At 65.8% G+C, this 21,122-nt stretch carries 22 protein-coding genes and 1 tRNA gene; 11 read left to right on the top strand and 12 right to left on the bottom strand.

Features of this window, described 5'->3' with window-relative positions:
* Positions 1–450 precede the first annotated feature (450 nt).
* Entirely contained in the window at positions 451–825 is a 375-nt protein-coding gene (locus tag I2487_RS03545; RefSeq protein WP_207169740.1) for a hypothetical protein, read from the top strand.
* Positions 826–1,174: 349 nt separating this feature from the next.
* On the opposite strand, the gene I2487_RS03540 is transcribed toward I2487_RS03545, so the two are convergent.
* Complete coding sequence (locus I2487_RS03540) at positions 1,175–1,816, bottom strand: response regulator (RefSeq protein ID WP_207169739.1); 642 nt, start codon at positions 1,814–1,816, stop codon at positions 1,175–1,177.
* Positions 1,813–3,057, bottom strand: coding sequence for a histidine kinase (locus tag I2487_RS15695; RefSeq protein ID WP_207169738.1), 1,245 nt, complete (start codon positions 3,055–3,057; stop codon positions 1,813–1,815). Before I2487_RS15695 ends, I2487_RS03540 begins: the two co-directional genes overlap by 4 nt.
* 228 nt (positions 3,058–3,285) lie before the next feature.
* On the opposite strand from I2487_RS15695, the gene I2487_RS03530 reads away from it, so the two are divergent.
* On the top strand, positions 3,286–4,419 hold the full coding sequence (locus I2487_RS03530) for an ABC transporter permease (RefSeq protein WP_207169737.1): 1,134 nt from the start codon (positions 3,286–3,288) through the stop codon (positions 4,417–4,419).
* Between the two features lie 83 nt (positions 4,420–4,502).
* On the top strand, positions 4,503–5,183 hold the full coding sequence (locus I2487_RS03525) for an ABC transporter ATP-binding protein (RefSeq protein WP_345941325.1): 681 nt from the start codon (positions 4,503–4,505) through the stop codon (positions 5,181–5,183).
* A gap of 357 nt (positions 5,184–5,540) precedes the next feature.
* On the opposite strand, the gene I2487_RS03520 is transcribed toward I2487_RS03525, so the two are convergent.
* Positions 5,541–5,819: a hypothetical protein gene (locus tag I2487_RS03520; protein WP_207169735.1), complete on the bottom strand. Its 279-nt coding sequence runs from the start codon at positions 5,817–5,819 to the stop codon at positions 5,541–5,543.
* Positions 5,820–6,154: 335 nt separating this feature from the next.
* Here I2487_RS03520 and I2487_RS03515 point away from each other — a divergent pair, with 335 nt between their 5' ends.
* From I2487_RS03515 to I2487_RS03495, 5 genes are all read left to right on the top strand, one after another.
* Positions 6,155–6,631 (top strand): DUF2975 domain-containing protein, encoded by a 477-nt coding sequence (locus I2487_RS03515; RefSeq protein ID WP_207169734.1) that lies wholly within the window; start codon positions 6,155–6,157, stop codon positions 6,629–6,631.
* Positions 6,631–6,858 carry a helix-turn-helix domain-containing protein gene (locus I2487_RS03510; protein WP_207169733.1) on the top strand — a complete coding sequence of 76 codons (228 nt, stop codon included), beginning with the start codon at positions 6,631–6,633 and terminating at the stop codon, positions 6,856–6,858. Before I2487_RS03515 ends, I2487_RS03510 begins: the two co-directional genes overlap by 1 nt.
* Positions 6,859–7,160: 302 nt before the next feature.
* Positions 7,161–7,460: a hypothetical protein gene (locus I2487_RS03505; protein ID WP_207169732.1), complete on the top strand. Its 300-nt coding sequence runs from the start codon at positions 7,161–7,163 to the stop codon at positions 7,458–7,460.
* Positions 7,461–7,554: 94 nt separating this feature from the next.
* Positions 7,555–8,073 (top strand): GNAT family N-acetyltransferase, encoded by a 519-nt coding sequence (locus tag I2487_RS03500; RefSeq protein ID WP_207169731.1) that lies wholly within the window; start codon positions 7,555–7,557, stop codon positions 8,071–8,073.
* Between the two features lie 55 nt (positions 8,074–8,128).
* Positions 8,129–8,335: a hypothetical protein gene (locus tag I2487_RS03495; RefSeq protein WP_207169730.1), complete on the top strand. Its 207-nt coding sequence runs from the start codon at positions 8,129–8,131 to the stop codon at positions 8,333–8,335.
* A gap of 71 nt (positions 8,336–8,406) precedes the next feature.
* Here I2487_RS03495 and I2487_RS03490 read toward each other — a convergent pair whose 3' ends face one another.
* The 5 genes from I2487_RS03490 to I2487_RS03470 are packed head-to-tail and all read right to left on the bottom strand — an operon-like array spanning position 8,407 to position 13,792.
* The gene (locus tag I2487_RS03490) at positions 8,407–8,673 is read right to left on the bottom strand and encodes an HPr family phosphocarrier protein (RefSeq protein WP_207169729.1); all 267 of its coding nucleotides are present in this window, start codon (positions 8,671–8,673) and stop codon (positions 8,407–8,409) included.
* A complete protein-coding gene (locus tag I2487_RS03485; protein ID WP_207169728.1) occupies positions 8,670–10,730 on the bottom strand; it encodes a PTS fructose transporter subunit IIABC in 2,061 nt (686 codons plus the stop codon). The genes I2487_RS03490 and I2487_RS03485 overlap by 4 nt, the downstream gene beginning before the upstream one ends.
* A complete protein-coding gene (locus I2487_RS03480) occupies positions 10,727–11,782 on the bottom strand; it encodes a 1-phosphofructokinase family hexose kinase (protein ID WP_207169727.1) in 1,056 nt (351 codons plus the stop codon). Before I2487_RS03480 ends, I2487_RS03485 begins: the two co-directional genes overlap by 4 nt.
* Positions 11,779–12,576, bottom strand: a complete 798-nt coding sequence (locus I2487_RS03475) for a DeoR/GlpR family DNA-binding transcription regulator (RefSeq protein WP_255545913.1) — start codon at positions 12,574–12,576, stop codon at positions 11,779–11,781. Before I2487_RS03475 ends, I2487_RS03480 begins: the two co-directional genes overlap by 4 nt.
* Before the next feature lie 52 nt (positions 12,577–12,628).
* Positions 12,629–13,792 carry an MFS transporter gene (locus I2487_RS03470; RefSeq protein ID WP_218624118.1) on the bottom strand — a complete coding sequence of 388 codons (1,164 nt, stop codon included), beginning with the start codon at positions 13,790–13,792 and terminating at the stop codon, positions 12,629–12,631.
* Between the two features lie 89 nt (positions 13,793–13,881).
* On the opposite strand from I2487_RS03470, the gene I2487_RS03465 reads away from it, so the two are divergent.
* Positions 13,882–14,469: a TetR/AcrR family transcriptional regulator gene (locus I2487_RS03465; RefSeq protein WP_207169726.1), complete on the top strand. Its 588-nt coding sequence runs from the start codon at positions 13,882–13,884 to the stop codon at positions 14,467–14,469.
* 55 nt (positions 14,470–14,524) lie between these two features.
* Positions 14,525–15,589, top strand: coding sequence for a universal stress protein (locus tag I2487_RS03460; RefSeq protein ID WP_207169725.1), 1,065 nt, complete (start codon positions 14,525–14,527; stop codon positions 15,587–15,589).
* A 115-nt stretch (positions 15,590–15,704) separates the two neighbouring features.
* Here the strand turns inward: I2487_RS03460 and I2487_RS03455 are convergent, their stop codons facing one another.
* The 4 genes from I2487_RS03455 to I2487_RS03440 all read right to left on the bottom strand — a co-directional run bounded on the left by I2487_RS03455 (position 15,705) and on the right by I2487_RS03440 (position 18,902).
* A complete protein-coding gene (locus I2487_RS03455) occupies positions 15,705–16,691 on the bottom strand; it encodes a zinc-dependent alcohol dehydrogenase family protein (protein ID WP_207169724.1) in 987 nt (328 codons plus the stop codon).
* Positions 16,692–16,698: 7 nt separating this feature from the next.
* Positions 16,699–17,793 (bottom strand): DUF4389 domain-containing protein, encoded by a 1,095-nt coding sequence (locus I2487_RS03450; protein WP_255545912.1) that lies wholly within the window; start codon positions 17,791–17,793, stop codon positions 16,699–16,701.
* Between the two features lie 134 nt (positions 17,794–17,927).
* Positions 17,928–18,638: an SRPBCC family protein gene (locus tag I2487_RS03445; RefSeq protein ID WP_207169722.1), complete on the bottom strand. Its 711-nt coding sequence runs from the start codon at positions 18,636–18,638 to the stop codon at positions 17,928–17,930.
* A 187-nt stretch (positions 18,639–18,825) separates the two neighbouring features.
* Positions 18,826–18,902, bottom strand: a tRNA-Arg gene (locus tag I2487_RS03440).
* A 329-nt stretch (positions 18,903–19,231) separates the two neighbouring features.
* Here I2487_RS03440 and I2487_RS03435 point away from each other — a divergent pair.
* Positions 19,232–21,106, top strand: coding sequence for a phosphoenolpyruvate carboxykinase (GTP) (locus tag I2487_RS03435; protein WP_207169721.1), 1,875 nt, complete (start codon positions 19,232–19,234; stop codon positions 21,104–21,106).
* Positions 21,107–21,122 lie beyond the last annotated feature (16 nt).

Here is a 21,122-nt window from a genome sequence, read left to right as displayed (position 1 = left end):
TGCATCCCAGTCCAGAACACCTGGAGAAGATCCGGTCTCACAAAGATCGAGTAGCCCGTCATATCAACACCCATCTACTAAGTGTTGCAATCACCGCAAGAACCCAAGGATCGGCTTTCGGGTGGCTTGCCCATTTCGGGAGGTCCATTGGTCTGGCGGATGGGGAGTGCCCGAATTAGCCTGGGCGAATGGATCTCTTTTTTTGGATCGCAGTACCGTTCCTTGTGATGTTTACCGCCACTTGGTTCCCGCTCAGGTCGTTCGTGCGACGGAACACCACTCAGGTGAAGTGAGGGATGGCCCTACGGTCGCTTGGGGCCACGACCCGTGTGGCGAAGAGGAGGTCACAGTATTGGAACGGCTGAGGGGCCAGGTTCTCGGGAGAAAAATCAACTTTATGGTTGACATTTGAATGACGCCCACTCGCAGCGCATTCCATAGGCTGAAGATATGGAAATTATCTACGACCTCACCGTCCTGGCCCACCTGTTCGCGATGGCGACAGTTATCGGCGGATACTTAGTTGTCCTTCGCAAGCCACGACCCTGGCCAGTCATGGTCTGGGGTGCCCGCGTCCTGCTGCTCAGCGGTCTGCTGATCGTCGCCTTGGGCGAAGCTGCCGATATCTGGGGTGGTGGCGATGTGAACCATCTCAAGATCGGAATCAAGCTACTCGTCTCGCTCGCCGTGGTCGCGACCCTGGAGATCGCCGCAGGCAAGTCCCGCAGAGACGATCACGCTGCCAGCCAGAGGCTGACCCACGCCGCGGGTGTGCTCGCCACCGGCAACGTTCTGGTCGCGGTCCTGGTGCCAGGATTCCTCTAGGGATCTCCCCGATCCGTTCCACTCGGGTCTCTACTTCGCCGTGTCTGGCTCGATCAGACGGCCAGGGAGAGCGTTCTCAGGGGTTGTGCTGCACAGGTGATGTCCTCGTCGTAAAGAGACTGTGATCCACCTGTGTGGATCCTCACCGTCCAGTTGCGAGGATGGCGATCGATCCGGAGACGATGCCGAAGTCGATCCCCAGCGCAGAGATGATCAGGACTCGCACCAGTATGGCCTTGAGGTCTTGTGGTTCCGGGCGAACGCCGTTGAAGCCCCTCCACAAATGAGGAATGCCCGAGGGTAGGGCTGCTGATCTCGATAGAGCGGCGACAGCCTGGCAAGGGCTAGGTCAGATGATGCGTTGCGCGCGGGCTTGATCGACGGCCTGCGTGCGATTCTCCACTCCGAGCTTGTCGTAGATGTGGACCAGATGAGTCTTCACCGTGGCCTCTGAAATGAACAGCACGCGCGCGAGGTCACGGTTGGTCGCTCCGCTGGCAAGCTCCTGCAGGATTTCGATTTCACGTGCCGTCAAAGTTGTCGCCGGTGAGGCGAGTCGCTTCATCATTTGTGCAGTGACTGATGGGGACAGGACGGGTTTCCTCGCCGCGGCGTCGAGCACTGCGTGCTGCACGGTCTCCGATGGGGCGTCCTTGAGCAGGTAGCCAGTCGCGCCGGCACCCATGGCCGCCACGATGTCCGCCTGAGTGTCGAAGGTCGTCAGGATCAACACCGGAAGATCATATTCAACGGTGATCCTTCTTGTGGCTTCGACTCCGTTCATACCGGCGCCCATCTGCAGATCCATCACCACCACGTCCACGTCCTGAGCAGAAGTGGAGAGGATCTCCAACGCCGCCTCGCCGGTGCCGGCTTCTGCGGTCAGACGTAGCTTCCCCGAGCTTTCCAGCAGCGCCTTCACTCCTGATCTAACCACGGGGTGGTCATCGACTAGAAGGACACGAACCTGTGGGATTGATTCGGATGTCATTGGTCCTCCAGAGGGAGTCGGATGCTCACCGCGGTGCCCTTGCCCGGAGCGGTCTCGATGGTCGAGGTGCCGTTCAGCTCGCGGGTGCGGGCGGCGAGTTTGGTCAGTCCGTAACGGATCGCGTCTGGTCGTTCGGGCTGGGCGTCGTCGTCGTGGGTGAAGCCGATCCCGTCGTCGACCACGTCCAATGAGACTGCATCGGGCCAGACCTGCAACGTGACCACCGCCGTATGGGCGCGCGCGTGGGCGACGACGTTGCCCAGCAGGGACTGGGCTGCGCGCAACAACACCGCACGGTGGTTCAGCGGCAGCTCAGGCAGTTCGCCTTCGCTTCGGAACCGGCACTGCAGGTCCTGTCCCTCGGCGCGTGCTCGCTCGGCAGTCCGGGTGCAGACCTCGCGGAGGGCGCTGAGGAGGTCGGAGTCCAGTGCCGGGGAGCTGAGGTCCCGTACGAAACGTCTGGCTTCGGCCATGTTCTCCGCCGCGGTTTCTTCGATCACGTCGATGCGTTCACGCGCTCTGTTCGGGTGCTGGTTCTCCAGTTCTTGCCGTGCGGCGCGGGTCATCAGCACGATCGAGGATAGTCCCTGGGCGAGGGTGTCGTGGATCTCGCGGGCCAGTCTTTCCCGTTCGGCTGCGCGCCCCACCTCTTGTTCCTGCTCGGCGAGCTCCAGACGAGCGGCTTCGAGCTGGCGGATCGTTCGCTGGTGGCGTTGGTTGTCCCGGTACACCGCTCGGTAGGCGAAGCCGACGATCACCGCGAAAGCGGCTCCCAAAGAGGGCCCGATCACCATTGCCAGATGGAAATCGCCCGACGGCGCGTGCAGGAACTGGGCCACGATCACCACCGCGGTGAGGGCCACGATGCTTGCTATCGCGGGCCTGGTCGGCAGGACGACCAGGTAGATGAAGAAGAGCGGGAACGCGACCCAGGAGAAATCGGGGCTGGCCAGCGTCATGACCGTCCACACCACGGTGACTGCGCCCAGCCACGGCAGTACATAGCGCCGGGGGTTGCGGCTGGTCTGGCCCTGTGCAAACCGGCTCTCCCAGACCGTACCGATGACGTAGATGCACGCCAGGAGAATGCTGAGCGAGACGATGAACCATTCGCCCCCGTAGGCGGAACGGATGCCGACGACAACCCGCAGCGCTCCGATGAACAACAAGGCGGCGAAGCTGACGTGGAGGCTGATCCTCAGACCCCGCAGGATCTCAGGCGTGGAGACCTCTGCCACCACGACCACCCCTCCCGGTCCGCTGCATGAAAAGAAACGAAGACCGTCGGCCGCGGCCGTCCACCTGATCATCGTACCGAGGCTGACTGCCCGGAGTATCAATCATTCGGTTGAGCCTGGCGTCCACCGAACGGAGCTGCAGGCCCAACCGATCACACGATCCCTGGGCGAGCAGATTCCAGGATTCTGGAAAGCAAGATCTTCACCCCACACTTGCTCTCTGGAGTCGCCATGTACTTATCCCTTCGGGACATCACCTTCGCCAAGGGCCGCTTCGCGCTGATCGGCGGAGTCGTCGCGCTGATCACCATGCTCCTTGTGCTGCTCACAGGCCTCACCAGCGGTCTCAGCCAGCAGAACACCTCAGCCCTGGAACGACTCGATGCGTCACGCGTCATATTCAGCGCCCCAGCGGAGGCGGACGACGACCCCTCCTTCACCGAATCAGGAATCAGCGCCTCGGAGCTGGACGACTGGGAAGAGGCTCTGGGTGGAGGCTCCGTCGAGCGCCTTGGGGTGTCGCAGACCCGAGCTGAAACCGCAACAGGTGACACGCAGGAGAGCCCGAGCCAGACAGCGACCTCGGTCGCTGTATTCAGCGTAGAGGCAGACACCGCGCTCGCACCGAGACTCAACGTGATCGAGGGTCAGTCAAAACCGGGTGCAGGCGAGGTGATCCTCAGCTCCGTGATCGCCGAGGATCTCGGGATGGCGCAGGGGGACACCTTGCGCTTGTCCTCTAGCGAGTTGACCGTTGCCGGGGTGGTAGAGGATGAGTTCTACAGTCACGTCCCTGTGGTCTGGACGTCCATCGAAGACTTCGCGGGGATCGCTCATCTGGGCGAGGACACTGTGGCAACCGCTCTCGCGGTGCCAGCTTCCGCACGTGATCTGTCCACCGAGGCTCTCGCCACGGTCAACGAGCAGGCGGGCACTGTCTCCACCGATACTCGGGGAGCCTTCAACGCTCTACCGGCCTATCAGTCAGAGCGCGGCTCACTGTTGATGATGCAGGGGTTCCTCTACGGGATATCCGCCCTGGTGGTCGTGTCATTTCTGACCGTGTGGACCATCCAGCGCACTCGCGACCTCGCGGTGCTCCGCGCGCTTGGATCCTCCCGCAGCTACTTGGTCCGCGATGCTATGACCCAGGCGGCCGTCGTGGTGTCATTCGGCGCCCTCACTGGTGGTGCGGCCGCCTGGGCAGGGGGGCTGCTCATCGGCAACGCGGTGCCGTTCGAGTTGACGCCCTTGACTGTCGCGGCCCCCGTTCTTGGGGTCTTCGGACTGGGCGTTGCCGGCGCCACCCTAACGACTCGACGCGTCTCCCGCGTCGATCCGCTTTTCGCCCTAGGAGGGAACTGATCATGACTTCGATCCATACGGGACCCAGCCCCTCACCAAGGGCTCAGACTCATGAAGAATCCGGGGCTCTTCTACTTGAGGACGTGACCCTGACCTACCGGGACGGTGTCGATGAAAACGGGAAGACACGCACACTTCGAGCGCTCGACGCGGTCGACTTCCGCGCAGACGCGGGCACCGTGACAGCCCTGGTTGGTCCCTCAGGTTCCGGGAAATCATCGTTGCTGGCAGTCGCTGCGGCACTCATCAGACCTTCCTCCGGTTCGGTGCTCCTCGCCGGATGTGAACTCACCGGACTGCCCGAGCATGAGCTCACCGCGATACGCAGAAACCAGGTCGGGACTATCTTCCAGCAGCCTAACCTCCTGCCGAGCCTGACCGCACTGGAACAACTGGTGCTGACTGCGCATCTGCGCGGTGACCGAGGAGGCCAGCTGAAGGCTGCAGAGAAACACGGTGCGGAACTCTTGGGTCTGGTTGGTCTGGCCTCTGTCGCGAACCGACGTCCACACCAGCTCTCCGGGGGTCAACGCCAGCGGGTCAACATTGCTCGCGCACTCATGGGCAGACCGTCAGTGATGCTGGTGGATGAGCCCACCTCCGCGCTGGATCACGAGCGGGCACGATCCATCCTTGAGTTGATCGTCAGCACTACGCGTCAGTTCAACACGGCAACGGTGATCGTGACCCACGATGTTGAGATGGCGACGTTGACCGACCGCACTGTCACTATCCGCGATGGAAGTCTCAGTCCCGCACGGTAGATCTAGATGCGCGCGATGTCCCGGCAGCACTTTGCATGTCCCTCCAGTGTGGAGGGGGACATAGCCCATCGGTTTGCGAGGTGAGTGTATGGGAAGTTCAAAGGTGTCCGCAGGGTCGAAGGAATGATTCTCGAAGGTGCCCGTCGAGGAATCGGCTTAGGTGCAGCAAGGTGACACTCAGCTCCGCAATGGGCCCCTGACTGTCGCTGAGGCCTACGGTGCGGATCTGATTCCGTCCTTGGCGGTTTCCTTCTGATGACCCCGAAACGCGTGCCCCACACCAAACGCGTCTTTGCCCCAGAGGGCTGGGGCCAGGCATCGTGCTCCGGGCATCGCGCTCGCCAAGTGCGAAGGTCTTCAGAGGCGCTGGCTGAGGTCCACGACGTCGCGGTCAGCTACAGGGTTCTCGAGCTCCACGTCGATGGCTCCCAGGACGGCCTCCTCTGTGCACCCGTCCACCCCCTCGCGCGTGCCGGTGATCACGGCGACGGCTACCTCGTCCTCGGTCTCCTGAACCCTGTACTGCAGGCCGTTGCAATCGAAGTTGCCCATGACAACGTAGAACCGCAAGACATCGTCGTCGAGTTCCTCATAGTCACCCCACTCCACATAGTGCCGGGAGAAAAGTACTTCCACAGGTTCCTGTACGTCGCCACGAGGCCAATCATCTTCCGGCGTCTGTTGTGCGCTCTGCTGGTAAGCTTCTGCCCAGTCGACGTCGTCGTGGGTCGGGGAGGTAGACGGCTGGGGAGTCGGCTCTTCACTGCCGCACGCAGTGAGCAACAGGCCACCTGCCGCAGCGAGCGCGACGATTGCGCTGTGCCGAGTCCGTGACGCACTCATCTCTTCACCCTAGCGCGGCGAACCGGAAGCCCGCACGATCTTCTCGGACTCAGAAACCGCAACCAGGGCGCCGCCAACGTCGGACTCAGCATATTGACTAACAATATGAATCAACCGATAATCAATACATGTCTACTGTGTACTCGACCGCGCTCCGAGCTGCTCTGAGCCTTCTGATGCTGGGAAGTGTCATCGTCCAGGTGGCGATCCCGGTGAACGCGGAGAGTGCCGGCGAGGTGTTTCCCGAGATCGAGCCGCTGACTGTGCCCTACGCAATTCTCGCGATCGCCGCCATCGTAGGAGTGCAGGTCGGGTTGGTCGCTACGTGGCGACTGGCGTCGATGGTGTCGAAGGATCGAATCTTTGATGCGTCGGCGTTGAAATGGGTGGATGTCATCCTCGTTGCGCTGATCATCACCACCGGATTGGCCGCAGCAGTGTTCGTGCACCTGATATTCCTCGTCCAGGTCGGTGGGCCTCTAGCCCTCGTCGGGCTGGGCGGCGCCGTGACACTGGGGGTCTCGCTGTTGCTGCTTCTGGCAGTCATGCGGGGCTTGTTGGTCCAGGCGATCGACTACCGCAGCGAACTGGCAGGAGTCGTCTGATGGCTATCAGGGTCGCCATCGATGTCATGCTCGCCGAGCGTCAGATGTCGGTGGGCGAGCTGGCCGAGAAGGTGGGAATCACCCCGGCCAACATCTCCGTACTGAAGAACAATCACGCTCGGGCCATCAGGTTCTCCACCTTGGAGGCACTCTGCCAAGCTCTCGACTGCGAACCGGGGGACCTGCTGCGTTGGGAGAACCGCGAACCCAGCATCGAAGACGGATGAAGAACGTCTTAGGGCAGGGGCAAGGATTCCCATGGTGAGTCTCCGGAGGATGTACCAGAGAACCCTGCTCCTGCCAGGGAGCAGGACTAGGAGAAGGGTCCACGCATGACCACGTCAGAGTTCCTCGGCATCCGGATCACTCTTGGAGCCTTGGCTCTGGGAGCCCTTATCGCGCAGCTTCTCGTGGTTCCGCTTGTCGCCGCGGGCCTCGCCGATGAGTATCCGCAGGTGGCACATCTAGAGTCGCCCTACTTGGCTGCCGTGACGGTGGCCATCGTGGGATTCGAGGCTGCGCTCCTGGCGTGCTGGTGCTGGTCACGGGAGCCGTGGTGGAAAACGCTTCGGCGCGCCGGGTGCGGCGGTGGGCGAACGGCATGACGGCGTCGCTGGGTTTCACGGCGCTGTTGCTGGCAGGCGTGTTCTTCCATGCTGGGTGGGAGGAGAATGTCGGCGGCCCGCCCATGTTGTTCGATCTGCTCGCCTGTCTCGCCGTACTGCCCGTCGCGCTGATGCTCAGAGGCTGGGCGCTGCGTTCGCTCCCGACGACGGTCCGCGAACCTGTCTACGACGCGGGAGAGCTTGGTGGAGAAGATGTTTCCTAGCCCCGTTCAAGTTTCTTATTGGGCATCTCGGCTCGGCATAGAAGACAGACACCTGAGGTGCCTGGAGCCAGAAGCGGCCCCGTAGAGTCGCCTCATGCCCAACCTGACGACTGATCGTCTGCTGCTGCGCGACTTCCTCTCTACGGACGTCCCAGGTGTCCACGCCTACGCCGCTGATGCGCAGGTGTGTCGCTATATGGACTGGGGTCCGAACACGCTGGAGCAGACTCGTGTGTTCGTCGAGGACACGATGGCCGCTGCTTCACGCTCGACGCGCGAGTCCTTCACCTGGGCAGTCACAGCTGGGGGAGAGGTCCTGGGGGCTTGTTCGGTCACGATCACAAGTACCGAGCACCAGCGTGGGGAGCTCGGATATGTGCTGGCGCGCCGATTCTGGGGTCACGGGTACGCCAGCGAGGCCGCGGATGCCGTACTCGGCTTTGCACACGAGGAACTGGGACTGCAGCGGGTAGAGGCGACGTGCCGGCCGGCCAACATCGCCTCGCAGCGAGTCCTTCGACGGATCGGGATGCAGCAAGAAGCCCTCTTGCGCTCGCATATGCTCATCCGTGGACGACGGGAAGACTCCTTGTTGTTCGCCAGAGTCGACTGATCCGGCACGAGATCCCCGGCCTCCGAGCTCGGGACTGATAATTGGAGGCGCTGAGATGCGGGCCGGAATCTTTGTACTGATCTTCGCCCTACTGGTGATGGGCGCGATATTCACGGGCTCGGAGGATCTGGCCTTCGTGCTCTACTTCAGCGCGGCACTGGCCGCCATCGCCGCCGCGGTCATGACGGCGAGCGGCCGTGGCGCACTGCGTAGGATTCGGCGCAATCTCACACAGGGATGGTCCGGGCGCAATTCCGAGTAGCCGCAGAACACTCCACTTCAGCGTGAGCAGGGGATCTGCCACCTCACCCCATCAGCGACCGAGTGGGACTTTCACTGCCACGCCTCCAGCAGCTGGACCAGAGTCTCCAGGGACTGCTCGGCACCCGCCCCGGTGGCGCGCAGCACCACCCGGTCGCCATGCGCGACATCCAGGCTCATCACGCCCAGCAGGCTGTCCGCCTGTACGGAGAGCTCGGGGGCGGAGGCCTTCGCGATCTCCACCGGGACCGGCAGTTCTGCCGCCGCATACGCGAACGCCGCGGCAGGTCGGGCGTGGAGCCCGGCCGCCGCGGCGATCACCGCAGTGCGTTCAATCATGCAGCAGAGGTTACACCCTTACGTGCCCAGCGCTTCAGGGCGATCACGGAGAACGCCGTGACCAGGGAGCCCACCAGCACGGCCACCAGGAAGAGCCAGAAGTTCTCGATGGCGAACGGCACGAAGATGCCGCCGTGAGGTGCGTAGGAGGTGATGCCGAAGGCCATGGTCATGGCGCCGGTGACGGCGCCACCGATCATGGATGCCGGGAGCACGCGCAGCGGGTCGGCTGCGGCGAACGGAATGGCGCCCTCGGAGATGAATGCCGCGCCGAGCAGCACGGCGGTCTTGCCGTTCTCCCGCTCGGCGGGGCTGAACAGGCGAGAATCGATGAAGGTCGCGAACGCCATGCCCAGCGGGGGCACCATGCCGGCGGCCATGACCGTGGCCATGATCATCAGCGGACCGGTGTTGCCATCAGCGACGGCGGCCGAGAGGCCGGCCACGGCGAAGGAGTAGGCCACCTTGTTGACCGGACCACCGAGGTCGAAGCACATCATCAGACCAAGGATGATGCCCAGCAGGATCGCGGCCGAGCCGGTCATCCCGTTGAGCCAGCCCTCGAGGGCCGCGGTCAGTGCGGCGATCGGTCCGCCGAGCACCAGCAGCATCAGACCACCGGCAACCAGCGTCGCCAGCAGCGGGATGATCACCACGGGCATCAGCCCGGAGAGCCAGCGGGGAACGTTGAGCTTGCGGAACCAGAGAGCGACCGCACCGGCGAGGACACCGCCGACGATGCCGCCGATGAAGCCGGCATCCATGGTCAGTGCGATCGCACCGGCGGTGAAGCCGGGGGCGATGCCGGGACGATCGGCCATGCCGAACGCGATGTAGCCGGCCAGCGCGGGGACCAGGAAGCCCATGGCTGCTCCACCGAGGGTGAAGAAGACGGCGCCCAGGTAGCCGCCGAGTGCTCCCCAGCCGAGGAACTCCTCGGGCAGCTGATCAGGCGTCGGCAGGTTCCACAGCGAGTTGCCCAGGGCCACGTCATTGGCGACCTCTGTGATGTTGTAGCCGCCGAGCAGGAAGCCCAGCGCGATCAGCAGACCACCAGCGGCGACGAAGGGGATCATGTAGCTGACGCCGGTCATCAGGACCCGCTGGGTCGCGCGGCCGAAGCCCTCACGCTCTCCGCTGGCAGCGGTGCTGCCGTCGGAGTCCCCGGAGCCGCCCGAGGCGACGACGGCGGCGTTCGGGTCCTTCGCCGCGGCGAGGGCCTCGGCGATCATCTTGGCCGGTTCATCGATGCCGCGCTTGACCCGCGAGGCGATGACGGGCTTGCCGGCGAAGCGGTGACGATCGCGGACGTCGACGTCGGTGGCGAAGATGACGGCGTCGGCGGCGGCGATGGTCTCGGCGCCCAGCGGGGTCGAGCCGGAGGAGCCCTGGGTCTCCACCTGGAGCTCCACGCCGGCTTCCTTCGCGGCCTTCTTCAGCGAGTCGGCTGCCATATAGGTGTGGGCGATGCCGGTGGGGCAGGCGGTCACGGCCACGAGGCGACCGACCGTCGTCGCGCTCTGGTCTGCACCCTGTGCGGTGCCGGCGGTGGACGCCGCAGCGCCGCTGGAGGACCCGCGGGCCCCGGCGCTGGCGGTGACCGGTGTCGGCTGGACCGCCTCGGCGACCAGGTCGACCACGCGCTGTTCGGAGTCGGCGCTGCGCAGATCAGCGAGGAACTCCTCGTTGATCAGTGAGGACGCCAGGGCGGAGAGGATCTTCAGGTGCGCCTGGTCGGCGCCGTCGGGGGCGGCGATCATGAAGACCAGATCTGCTGGACCGTCGGTGGAGCCGAAGTCCACCGGCTGGGCCAGACGGGCGAAGGCCAGCGTGGCCTCGGTGACGGCGCCGGTGCGGCAGTGCGGGATGGCGATGCCGCCGGGCATGCCGGTCTCGGAGGTCTCCTCGCGCGCCCAGACGTCGGCGGCGAGCTCAGAGACGGAGTCGCTGCGTCCGGCGGAGCCGACGAGTGCGGCGAGGGCATCGATGACCTCGCGCTTGCTGCCGGCGGTGAGCCTGTCGAGGCTCACCAGCTCCGGAGTGATGATGCTGTTCATGATGTCTCCACATTCACGGTAGTGGTCGTGCTCGGATTGAGGATGAGGTGTTCGGTGCTGAGTGTTTCGGTGCTGAGGTCCTGCGGTGTCGGCATGATGGAGCCGGGCAGTTCTGCTGCGGCTCGGCCCATGGCCATGGCGTGCCTGAGTGAATCGGTCTCAGAGGCGCCGGACTGGGCGGCGGCGATGAAGCCCGCGAGCGAGGCATCACCGGCTCCCACGGTGGAACGCGGCACGATCGCCGGTCCCCAGGCGCGCAGCGCGACGGGTGTGCCGTCGCTTGGCGTGGTCTCCAGCTGGGGGATGAGCACGGCGCCGTGGGCGCCCAGGGTGACCAGGGCGGCGCGTGCTCCGTGGTGCTGGAGCTCGGTGGCGAGCTGCACGGCACGGGCGGGGTCGGTCTCGAGTGCCTCGGCCAGTCGCTGAGCAGTGTCAGGGTCGGTGGAGATCGAGCCGGTGAAGGCAGCGTGGAGCTCGAGCAGCTCCTCGGCATTGGGCTTGATCAGGTCCGGCCCGGCGGGCAGGGCGGCCGCCATTGGCTCCCCGGAGGTGTCCAGCGCGATCTTCGGCGCCTGCTCCCCGAAGGTCCGGCGCAGCGCGGTGATCGCCTGGGCGTAGAAGTCCACCGGGACTCCCGGCGGAAGCGACCCCGCCAGCGCCACCCAGGAGGCGCCCTCGGAGGCCTGAAGCAGAAGCTCCAGCAGCGAGCTGGTGAGTGCGGCGTCGAACGTCGGTCCCGGCTCGTTGATCTTGGTGGTGACCCCCTGCGGGTCGGTGATCGCGGTGTTGGTGCGCAGCGGCGCGCCCAGCGGCAGCGCCCGAGCGGTGACACCGAGCTCCTGCAGGGCGAGCAGCACCGGATCTGCGGGATCTCCTGGGAGCACCGCCAGCGAGGGGGTCCCGGCCGCGGTGAGCGCCCGCGAGATGTTGACTCCCTTGCCGCCAGGCTCGGTGGTGTGGCTGATCGCGCGCTGCACGGCCCCGGGACGCAGCGGGGCGTCGAGCTCGAGGGTCTTGTCCAGGCTCGGGTTGGGCGTGAAGGTGACGATCATGAGGTGACCGCCACGATGACTCGGACATCGGAGGCGTCCAGCGCGTGGGCCAGCTCAGACTGCGGTGCGGCATCGGTGATCAGCACATCGATCTCCTCCAGGGTTGCGAACTGTACAAGGGTGCGTTGGCCGAGCTTGCTGGAATCCGCCAGCAGGACCACCTGGCGGGCGGCGTGGACCAGGCCGGACTTCACCGCGGCCTCCGCGGTATCGGGAGTGGACAGGCCGAAGCCTGCGTCGACCCCGTTGGTGCCGATGAAGGCGACGTCCGCCTGACGGTGCGCCAGGGTGGCCACGGCCTGCGCGCCCACCACGGCACCGGTGATCCCGCGGACCTTCCCGCCGAGCACCTCTACGTCCAGGGAGCTGACCTCGGCCAGCTTCTGGGCGATCGGGACCGAGCTGGTGGTGACGAACCGGGTGTGCTGCGGTTCCTCCCCGGCGCCGAGCAGCGCGGCGAGCGCCTCGGTGGTGGTGCCGGCGTCGAGCAGCACGGAGGCATCGGGAGAGGAAGGCACGAAGCTCATCGCCTCACGGGCGATCGCGCGCTTCTGTGCGGAGTGCTCACTCTGCCTCTGGCGCAGCGAGGTCTCCCGCCGAGAGGGCGCAGAGCTCACGACGGCGCCGCCGTGGACGCGCTGGAGTGAACCGGCGATCTCGAGCTGGTCGAGGTCGCGGCGGACGGTCTCTCTGGTCACCTTCAGGTCGCGGGCGATCTCCTGGACCGTGACCGTTCCGGTGCGTCGCAGTCGGTCGAGGATCCGTTCGTGTCGCTCGGGGGCGAGCAGTGTCATGAGTGCCCCTAGATCGTGATCTACAACACGTCTGTGTTGGTTTAGACAGACTTTATCTGTGTTTGCCTGTGTTCGCAACCGTTCCTGCGCCTCTTTTTGTGGCAGTGAGCCGGAGGGCAGGGATCACGCCAGCCAGGCCGAGCGCCCCTGCTGTGAGGAACGTGAGAAGAGTGCTCGTGGACTCCATGAGGATCCCAAGCAGTACGGCACCTACGGCCTGTCCGACGGCCAGGGCGATGAACAGCACGGCCGTGCCCACCGAGGCTCGGTCCGGAATGATCCGGGAGGACCAGATGATGAGAATCCCGCAGACCGCGGTGTAGGTCGCGCCGAAGAGCCCTGCCGCGGTGTAGGCCGGGAAGGCGGCGCCGGGGAAGCTTGCCAGCAGGACCGCGCTCAGCGCCATGATCGCCACGGTCAGGTTCCATGCGATCTCCGGTGTCCACCTCTGGGCCATGCGTCCGGCCGCCGCCCCCAGGATGCCGAAGGCTCCCAGGGTCATCCAGGCGAGGATGGAGTAGGCCTCCTGATCGGGCCGGGCCTCCTCCATGATCTCGCGGCCGAAGGTCCAGATGGCGGCACTGGAGGCGCCCGCCAGGAGTGCTGCGGTGATCGGCCAGGCCAGGGGTCGCAGGATCTCGCGGCGCAGCTTCAGCGCCGACCGGCGTGGTGTGACCTTCTCCTCCGGCCGGTCACTGATCAGGGTGGAGAGCGTGGCTGCGGTGATCAGCAGCGCCATGGCGGCCCATCCCAGGCGCCACTGACTCATGGTGAGGAACATCAGGGTGCCGGCGACGACGATCCCGGCGCCGGTCCCGGCGTTGACGATCGTCTGGGCGCTTTCGCGACGGGCTTCGGTGACGTTGCGGGCGGTCAGGGTGACCAGCCCCGGTGTGGCGAAGCCGGCTCCGGCGCCGGCGAGCACCACGCTTGTGGCGAAGATGGCCACGTTTGGGGAGGCTGCCACCCCGGCCGCACCGATCGCTGCGGTGGCTCCGGCGCAGGAGATTACCAGGCGCGGGTGTGCATCGATGCGTATCGCCAGCGACGCGGCCAGGCAGAAGGCGAGGAAGTTCCCCGCCTGGATCGAGCCCGAGGCTGCAGCGCCGATCTCGAACGTCTCGGTGAACCGGGGCAGGAACAACCCGTAGCCGAATCGGGCCAACCCGTAGGTGGCCGCGATCAGGCCCATGGCGCTGAAGATGTAGAACCTCATCGAATACTCACTCACTACCTAGAAACAGAACGTTCGTTACGGTACATGATGGTAAACGTTTATGCAGTCCGAATCGGTAGGCTGGGACGATGAGCGAAGCCCGAAAACCCCCCGCCCGCACACGCCTCCTCGATGCAGCGGACCGGGTGCTCTTCGAGCGGGGAATCCGGGCGACCCCGGTGGATGATCTGCTGCGAGAGGCGGGAGTCTCGGTCTCCACCCTCTACACGCACTTCGGGAGCAAGGATGGACTTGTTGCAGAGGTTCTCGGAACCCGGCTCCACGATTGGCGATTGGTCTGGGACCGCTGCGTGGTTGCGGCCCATGATGACGAGGGTCGGCTTCTCGCGATCTTTGACGCTGTGGCAACCTACCGTGAGGAGCAGTACCACCCCGCGGGATGGTGTGCGTTCCTCGCCGCCGCCGATGAGCTGCCGAGTGCTCCTGAGGGAATCGCGCAGGTGCTCTCCTCTCATACTGATCTCCTGGCCGAGGGCCTGCTGCACCTCGCGCGGCCGCTCACCCAGGACCAGGGCGCGGCCCAGGAGCTGGCCGATGACGTGGCGCTGATCTACACCGGTGTGCTCGCCAGCTACCTGCGCGGATATCCGGGGTCCCCGGTGGATGGAGGTCGACGGGCGGCCCGGGCCGCGGTGCAGGCACGGCATGCTCGCTGAAACTGCCGACTCCCACCGCCTATATTGTTCATAGTTTCAGGTCTAGCATCATGATATGGATCACCACGAGAAAACCGCCAGCAGCAGCGTCCCCGGCGTACTGGTCGGCATCGATGGATCGGCGGGCAGCGAACGCGCCTTCAAGGTGGGACTGATGGTCGCCAAGCAGCGGGAGTTGCCGCTGCGTCTCATCGGCACATTCGTCCGGCCTGTCGTGACCGATGACTACTATGTTCGACAGCTCGATCAGTATCGGTCTGAGGCGGTCAACGCCGTGCAGACACTCTTGGATGAGTACTCCGCCCGAGCCACCGTGTCCTGGGTCGAGGTCAGCACCCGCACCGCCGAGGGCGACGCCGGCGCCACCTTGGTCGATGAGAGCCAGGAGTCCCGACTCGCGGTCGTCGGCAAGCGGGGCCGCAACCGGTTCGCGGGGCGGTTCCTCGGCAGCGTCTCGGGGAAGCTGGCCGCGCATGCCCACTGTCCCACCTTGGTGGTCCCGGAGCGGTGGGAGTCCGACCCCGAGACCGAGCTGCTGGCCCCCGAACAGGACCGGCCCGGGACCGAGGCGGACCATGAAGAGCCGGTGAGTCTGATGGAGGAATCGGATGCCAGGGAGCACCGGCGCCGGTCCTTCGCAAACGTCGCCGATGCGCTGAACTTCGACTCTGAGGTCGTGGTCGGGGTCGACGTCGGCGACGGCGCGGCCGACGTCGTCCACCTGGCGGCGGAGGCCGCTGACCTGGTGAAGGCCCCGCTGACCCTGGTCTCCGCGGCTCCGCTGAACGCGCAGGGGCACTGGTACCCCAACACGGTGGAGCACAACCTCGAACTGCCGAACCTGCGCCGGCGCTACACCGACCACCTGGAAGCGATGGCCCAGGAGGTGGCGGCGAAATCTCCCGGAGTCTCTGTTCGCTGGCAGTTCTTCGACGGTTCCCCGGCGGGCGTGTTGGCCGAGGCCTCGCGCACCGCAGAGCTGGTGGTGATCGGGACCCGAGGACACGGCGGATTCACAGGGCTGCTGCTGGGCTCGGTGAGTCAGGCCGTGCTGAATCGGGCGGTCTGCCCGGTGCTGGTGATCCCTACGCATAAGCCGCACCGGTGGCACAGGCACTGAGTCCATGCGGCACTGAGTTCATGCGGCGCTGAGCTTGGCCGGCGCTGCGTTCAGGCGGCGCTGAGCTTGGCCGGCGCTGAGTTAGCCTGGCGCTGAGTTCAGGCGGCGCTGACACCTAGAAGGCGAGCACCAGCGAGCCCGAGGCGCGACCACGGCGCAGGTCCTCCAGGGCCGCGGGGAGGGCCTCGAACCGGTAGGGCGTGACCTCGGCGTGGATGCCGAGCCGCTCGGCCAGCCCCAGGAATTCGGAGCCGTCCACCCGGGTATTGGCCGTGACGGTGCGGAGATCCCGCTCGTAGAAGAGACTTTCCTGATACTGCATCGGGGGCAGGTCGCTCATGTGGATCCCCGCGATCGTGACGGTGCCACCCCGGTTGGTCGCCTTCAGCGCGGCTGGCACCAGCTCTCCTGCAGGCGCGAAGATGATTGCCGCATCCAGCGGCGCGGGAGGCTCCGCGAAGGCATCGCCCACGAATTCGACGTCGAGCCCGCGAGCGAGCCGGCGGTTCGACTCCCCGCGGGTCATCACGCAGACGCGGGCCCCGGCGACCAGCGCGAGCTGCGCGGTCAGATGCCCGCTGGAGCCGAAGCCGTAGATGCCCAGTCTGCCTCCGGGAGGGAGCATGCTGCGGCTCAGCGCCCGGTATCCGATGATCCCGGCGCAGAGCAGCGGCGCCGTCTGCACGGGGTCGATGCGTTCTCCCAGCGGGTAGGCGAACGCGGCAGGGACGGTGACGTAGTCGGCGAAGCCGCCGTCGGCGTCCCACCCGGTATAGAGGGAGTCTGGGCAGAGGTTCTCGCGGCCGGCCCGGCACCAGCGGCAGCTGCCGCAGGTGCGTCGGAGCCAGGCGGCTCCGACGCGCGCTCCGAGCTCGACGCGCCGAACCGCCGCTCCACGAGCTTCCACGATCCCGATGATCTGGTGCCCGGGCACCACATCGGCCCGACGTGGCGGGAGTTCATGATCGATCACGTGCAGATCGGTCCGGCACACCCCGCAGGCTTCCACGCGCACCAGCAGCTCGTCCGGCTCCGGAGCGGGGACCGGGATCTCGGCTCGTTCCAGCGAGGAGCTGATCGAGCTGGCGCACCAGGCTCTCATCAGGGGCCTAAACCCAGTCCGACCAAGGGGCAGGCCTGGCCCCGGGGCGGTCCCTGGACGGATCGGAGTCGGGGAGCGGACTGCGGCCCGGCTCTTCCGGTCCCTGATCGAGTCGGAACGGCGGGTACTCGTCTCGCATCAGCAGCACGTAGGCGCCGACCCGGTTGACCCACCGGTTCAGTCCCATCACGAAGTCGAAGATCCCGGTGGGATAGCGCCGGGTGAAGAGCAGGATGATCGCGGTGATCAGCAGCAGCAGGCCCAGCAGCGAGAAGCCCCCGCCGCCTCCGGTCGTGTTGCCGGCGTCGTCCCAGCTGCCCTGCCATCCTGAGCCCGAAGGGCTGGTGAAGATCCCGATCAGCAGCAGATGCGGAATCGCCAGCAGCCAGGACTTCACCAGCACCATTCCGTGGGAGAGCCGCTGCGGATAGGCGATGCTCAGATCCGCCGGGTAATCCGCGGAGGCCAGGGTGAACGGGGGATATCGGTCCGTGGCCAGCGCGGCGTAGCCGTAGAATCCTACGCGCCAGGACCAGCGCAGCACCCCCACGTTGAAGCAGAACCATGCCCGCGGGTACCGGCCGGTGAACAGGATCACCAGTCCGGCTGCGACGGTGATCGTGATCAGCGCGGACCAGAGCAGCGCAAGCACGAGGTAGTGCGGGATCGTCAACAGCCATTTCACCAGCCAGAGCGCACGGGAGGGCGGCGCGTCGAGGGACCCGATCAGCCGGACCGGATAGTCGGCGGCGGGCGTTGGAGCCGTGGGGGTGCTCGGGGTGCTGGACGCACCCGGGGCCGCGGCCGCTCGCAGCGGGTCGATGTCACGTCCGAGTCCGGCCGCGCCGAGGAGCACGCCAGCCACTCCGAGGAGGAGCGCGATCGTCCCGACGATCAACAGTGTGGGGATCAGGTCCTGCAGCCATTCCCAGGCTTCGGTGGCCTGTTGCACGACCCAGTCGGACCCCTCCCGGTGCTCCGTGAGCCGCCATTCATCAGGGTCTGGAATCAGAGCCCTGAAGAGTGCGCCGAGCAGGAGCGTGATTCCGAGATTCCCGAGCAGCACGCCGAGGATCAGCAGGACCCACTGTCCCGGTCTCATCCTGGGGGAGGTGGGTGGATCCGGGTGCGCGCTGGGTGGAGAGGTCTGTGACATCACGGGCTCTCTTGGCTGGATCTGTGGATAGATCGTCTTCCAAGAGTAGGGCGGGGCTCGGACCGGGGGAACCTTTCAGTTCAGACCAATGTCGGCTGGACGTGATCCTTCCCGGAGTGAGAGACCATTGCTCGGCGTTGCGCGAGATCCCTGATGTTGCCCAGCATCTCCTTGCTCATCACGAAGCTGATCGGTTCGATCAGGTGACGTGAGCCGAAGATCCGTTCCGGGGTGGAATGCGGCCTGGCGTAGCTGAGCCGTTCGATCAGGCGGGTTCCGCCGTCTGGGGCCGGCCGCAGATGCAGGGACCAGACGCCCGCGGGGGCCGCTGTGCCCCCGGGTCGCGCGTCGTCGACGGGGGAGTCCGCGGCCAGCACCAGGTCCGCGGCGGCCTGGGCCCGGGCCACCCGCATCGCCATCTGCGGTGCCAGCCGAACCTCTCCGGCGGCGGCGATGTCCTGGTGCTCCGGAAGGATTCGATCCACATTGCGAATCTGACACCCGAAGAGATTCTCCAGCCGCTCAAAGCTGTAGAACCCGGCACGGCCCTGACCCAGCTGCGCCAACCAGGGCCAGATCTGCTCCGGAGACGCGGCGACGGTCACCGCGTGGGTGGCGGTCCAGGCGGGGTCCGGGATCAGCTCGCCGCCTGGCCAGTCGGCCGCGACCTCTGAGCCGGTCGCTCCCCAGCTCATGCGGCGACGGCGCAGCAACGGTCCGGTCACCAGGTGGCCCAGGATGCGGACACCGGCCAGGCCATTGGCCAGCCACCCTCGTCCTGGTGGAGTCATGGCGAAGCCTCGTTCCTGCAGAGAGGTGTTCAACTCCGGTTGGCCTGGGGCGAGACTAGCCAGCCCGGGCGGCAGCCTCAAGGTCTGGGCTCCTGGGCCTGAACCTCAAGGCCTGAGCACCAAGGTCTGGGGCACACAAGAAAACCCCCTGAATCAGGTGATCCAGGGGGTTCTCCATGTTGCTCTGTGGTGCGCCCAAAGGGATTCGAACCCCTGACCTTCGGTTCCGTAGACCGACGCTCTATCCAGCTGAGCTATAGGCGCATATTCACTTTTTCACTGCCTGACCGCCAAGCGATCGCGACCTAGAAGACTATACACGGACCCTTCAGGGCCGACAAATCCACCCCAGGGCACCGGGCGTGACCGCGACGCCGCGCGGAGGTGGGCCGCGCCGTCGTCGTTTACAGCCCTGTCATCTGGGAACGCTACAGTGGTATGTAGCTGGTCCCCATCGGTGCTGACGGGGATGCAGGGATGTATGCGCACAGTGCTGTGCGCCCCGGGACATGCTCGCCGTCCCACTTCCTTGGGTCCTGGTCTCACCAACCAGGAGGGGGTCAGAACGAACCTGTACCCAATGGAGGGAAACAATGGTCAACACAGTTGCAACGGCGCCCGGTGCGAGTGGATCGACTGGATCAGGGACCAAAGATCCTGCGATCACGGCCGAGGCTCCCACGACCCATACCCCGCTGCTGAACTTCGTCCAGGAGATCGCAGCCCTGACTCAGCCCGACCGGATCCACTGGGTGGACGGATCCGAGACCGAGCACCGCGCACTCACCGACGAACTGGTCGACTCCGGAACATTCACCCGGCTCACCAGCCCAGACTTCCCCAACTCCTTCGCCGCGTTCTCCGATCCCGCCGATGTGGCCCGGGTGGAGTCCCGCACGTTCATCTGCTCGGAGAACGAGCGTGATGCCGGCTTCACGAACAACTGGGTCGACCCGGCGCAGATGCGCGAGACCCTGCGCGGCGTCTTCGACGGGGCGATGCGCGGGCGCACCATGTACGTGATCCCGTTCGTGATGGGCCATCTCGACGCCGAGGATCCCAAGTTCGGTGTGGAGATCACCGACTCCGCCTACGTGGTCACCAGCATGCGGATCATGGCCCGGATCGGCACCGATGTGCTGCGCAAGATCGAGGCGCTGGACGCGTTCTTCGTGCCGGCGGTCCACTCCGTGGGTGCACCCTTGGAGCCGGGCCAGCAAGACGTCCCCTGGCCGTGCAACGAGGAGAAGTACATCGTGCACTACCCGGAGACCCGAGAGATCTGGTCCTACGGCTCCGGCTACGGCGGCAACGCGCTGCTGGGCAAGAAATGCTACGCGCTGCGCATCGCCTCGGTGATGGCCCGGGACGAGGGCTGGCTCGCCGAGCACATGCTGATCCTCAAGCTCACCAGCCCCGCCAACCGCAGCTACTTCATCTCCGGGGCCTTCCCCTCGGCCTGCGGCAAGACCAACCTGGCGCTGATCGACCCCACCCTCCAGGGGTGGAAGGCCGAGACCCTGGGGGATGACATCACCTGGATCCGACCGGGTCACGACGGCGAGCTCCGGGTGGTCAACCCGGAGTCCGGCTACTTCGGGGTCGCCCCGGGCACCGGATGGCACACCAACGCCAACGCGATGCGCGCCATCGCCAAGGGCAACTCGGTGTTCACCAACTGCGCGCTCACCGACGACGGCGGCGTCTGGTGGGAGGGCATGACCGAAGAGACCCCGGCTCATCTGACCGACTGGCGCGGAGAGGACTGGACGCCGGACTCAGAGCAGCCGGCCGCCCACCCCAACGCCCGGTTCTGCACCCCGATCGATCAGACCGACATGCTCGCCCCGGAGTACTCCGAGCCCAACGGGGTCAAGCTGGACGCGATCCTCTTCGGCGGACGGCGCAAGACCACGGTCCCGCTGGTCACCCAGGCCCGGGACTGGAACCACGGGATCTTCTTCGGCGCCACGCTCTCCTCGGAGACCACCGCGGCGGCAGAGGGTGCGGTGGGCAATGTGCGGCGGGACCCGATGGCGATGCTGCCGTTCATCGGCTACGACGCCGGGGACTACCTGAAGCACTGGGTGGAGGTCTCCGGGCAGGCGGACCAGTCCAAGCTGCCCGAGATCTTCCTGGTCAACTGGTTCCGCAGGGGTCGCGACGGGAAGATCTCCTGGCCCGGCTTCTCCGAGAACTCGCGGGTGCTCAAGTGGGTCACCGAACGCCTCGAAGGCGGCGGCAAGGCGGTGGAGACCCCGATCGGCTTCACCCCCACGATGGACGGCCTGGACCTGAGCGGACTGGAGATCACCCCGGAGGCGCTGGCGGACTCGATCACCGTGGACCGCGAGGAGTGGCTCACCGAGCTCGATGGCATCGACGAGTGGTTCGCGCAGTTCGGTGACTCGCTGCCGGAGTCCATCGCGGCCCAGAGCGAAGAGCTGCGGCGGCGCCTGACGCCCTGAGCGCAGCTGCCGGCCC

Source organism: Nesterenkonia sp. E16_10 (genome assembly GCF_017347085.1).
Classification (GTDB): domain Bacteria; phylum Actinomycetota; class Actinomycetes; order Actinomycetales; family Micrococcaceae; genus Nesterenkonia.
The sequence above is the reverse complement of the archived record's forward strand: the minus strand, read 5'-3'. Positions and strand labels throughout refer to the sequence as shown.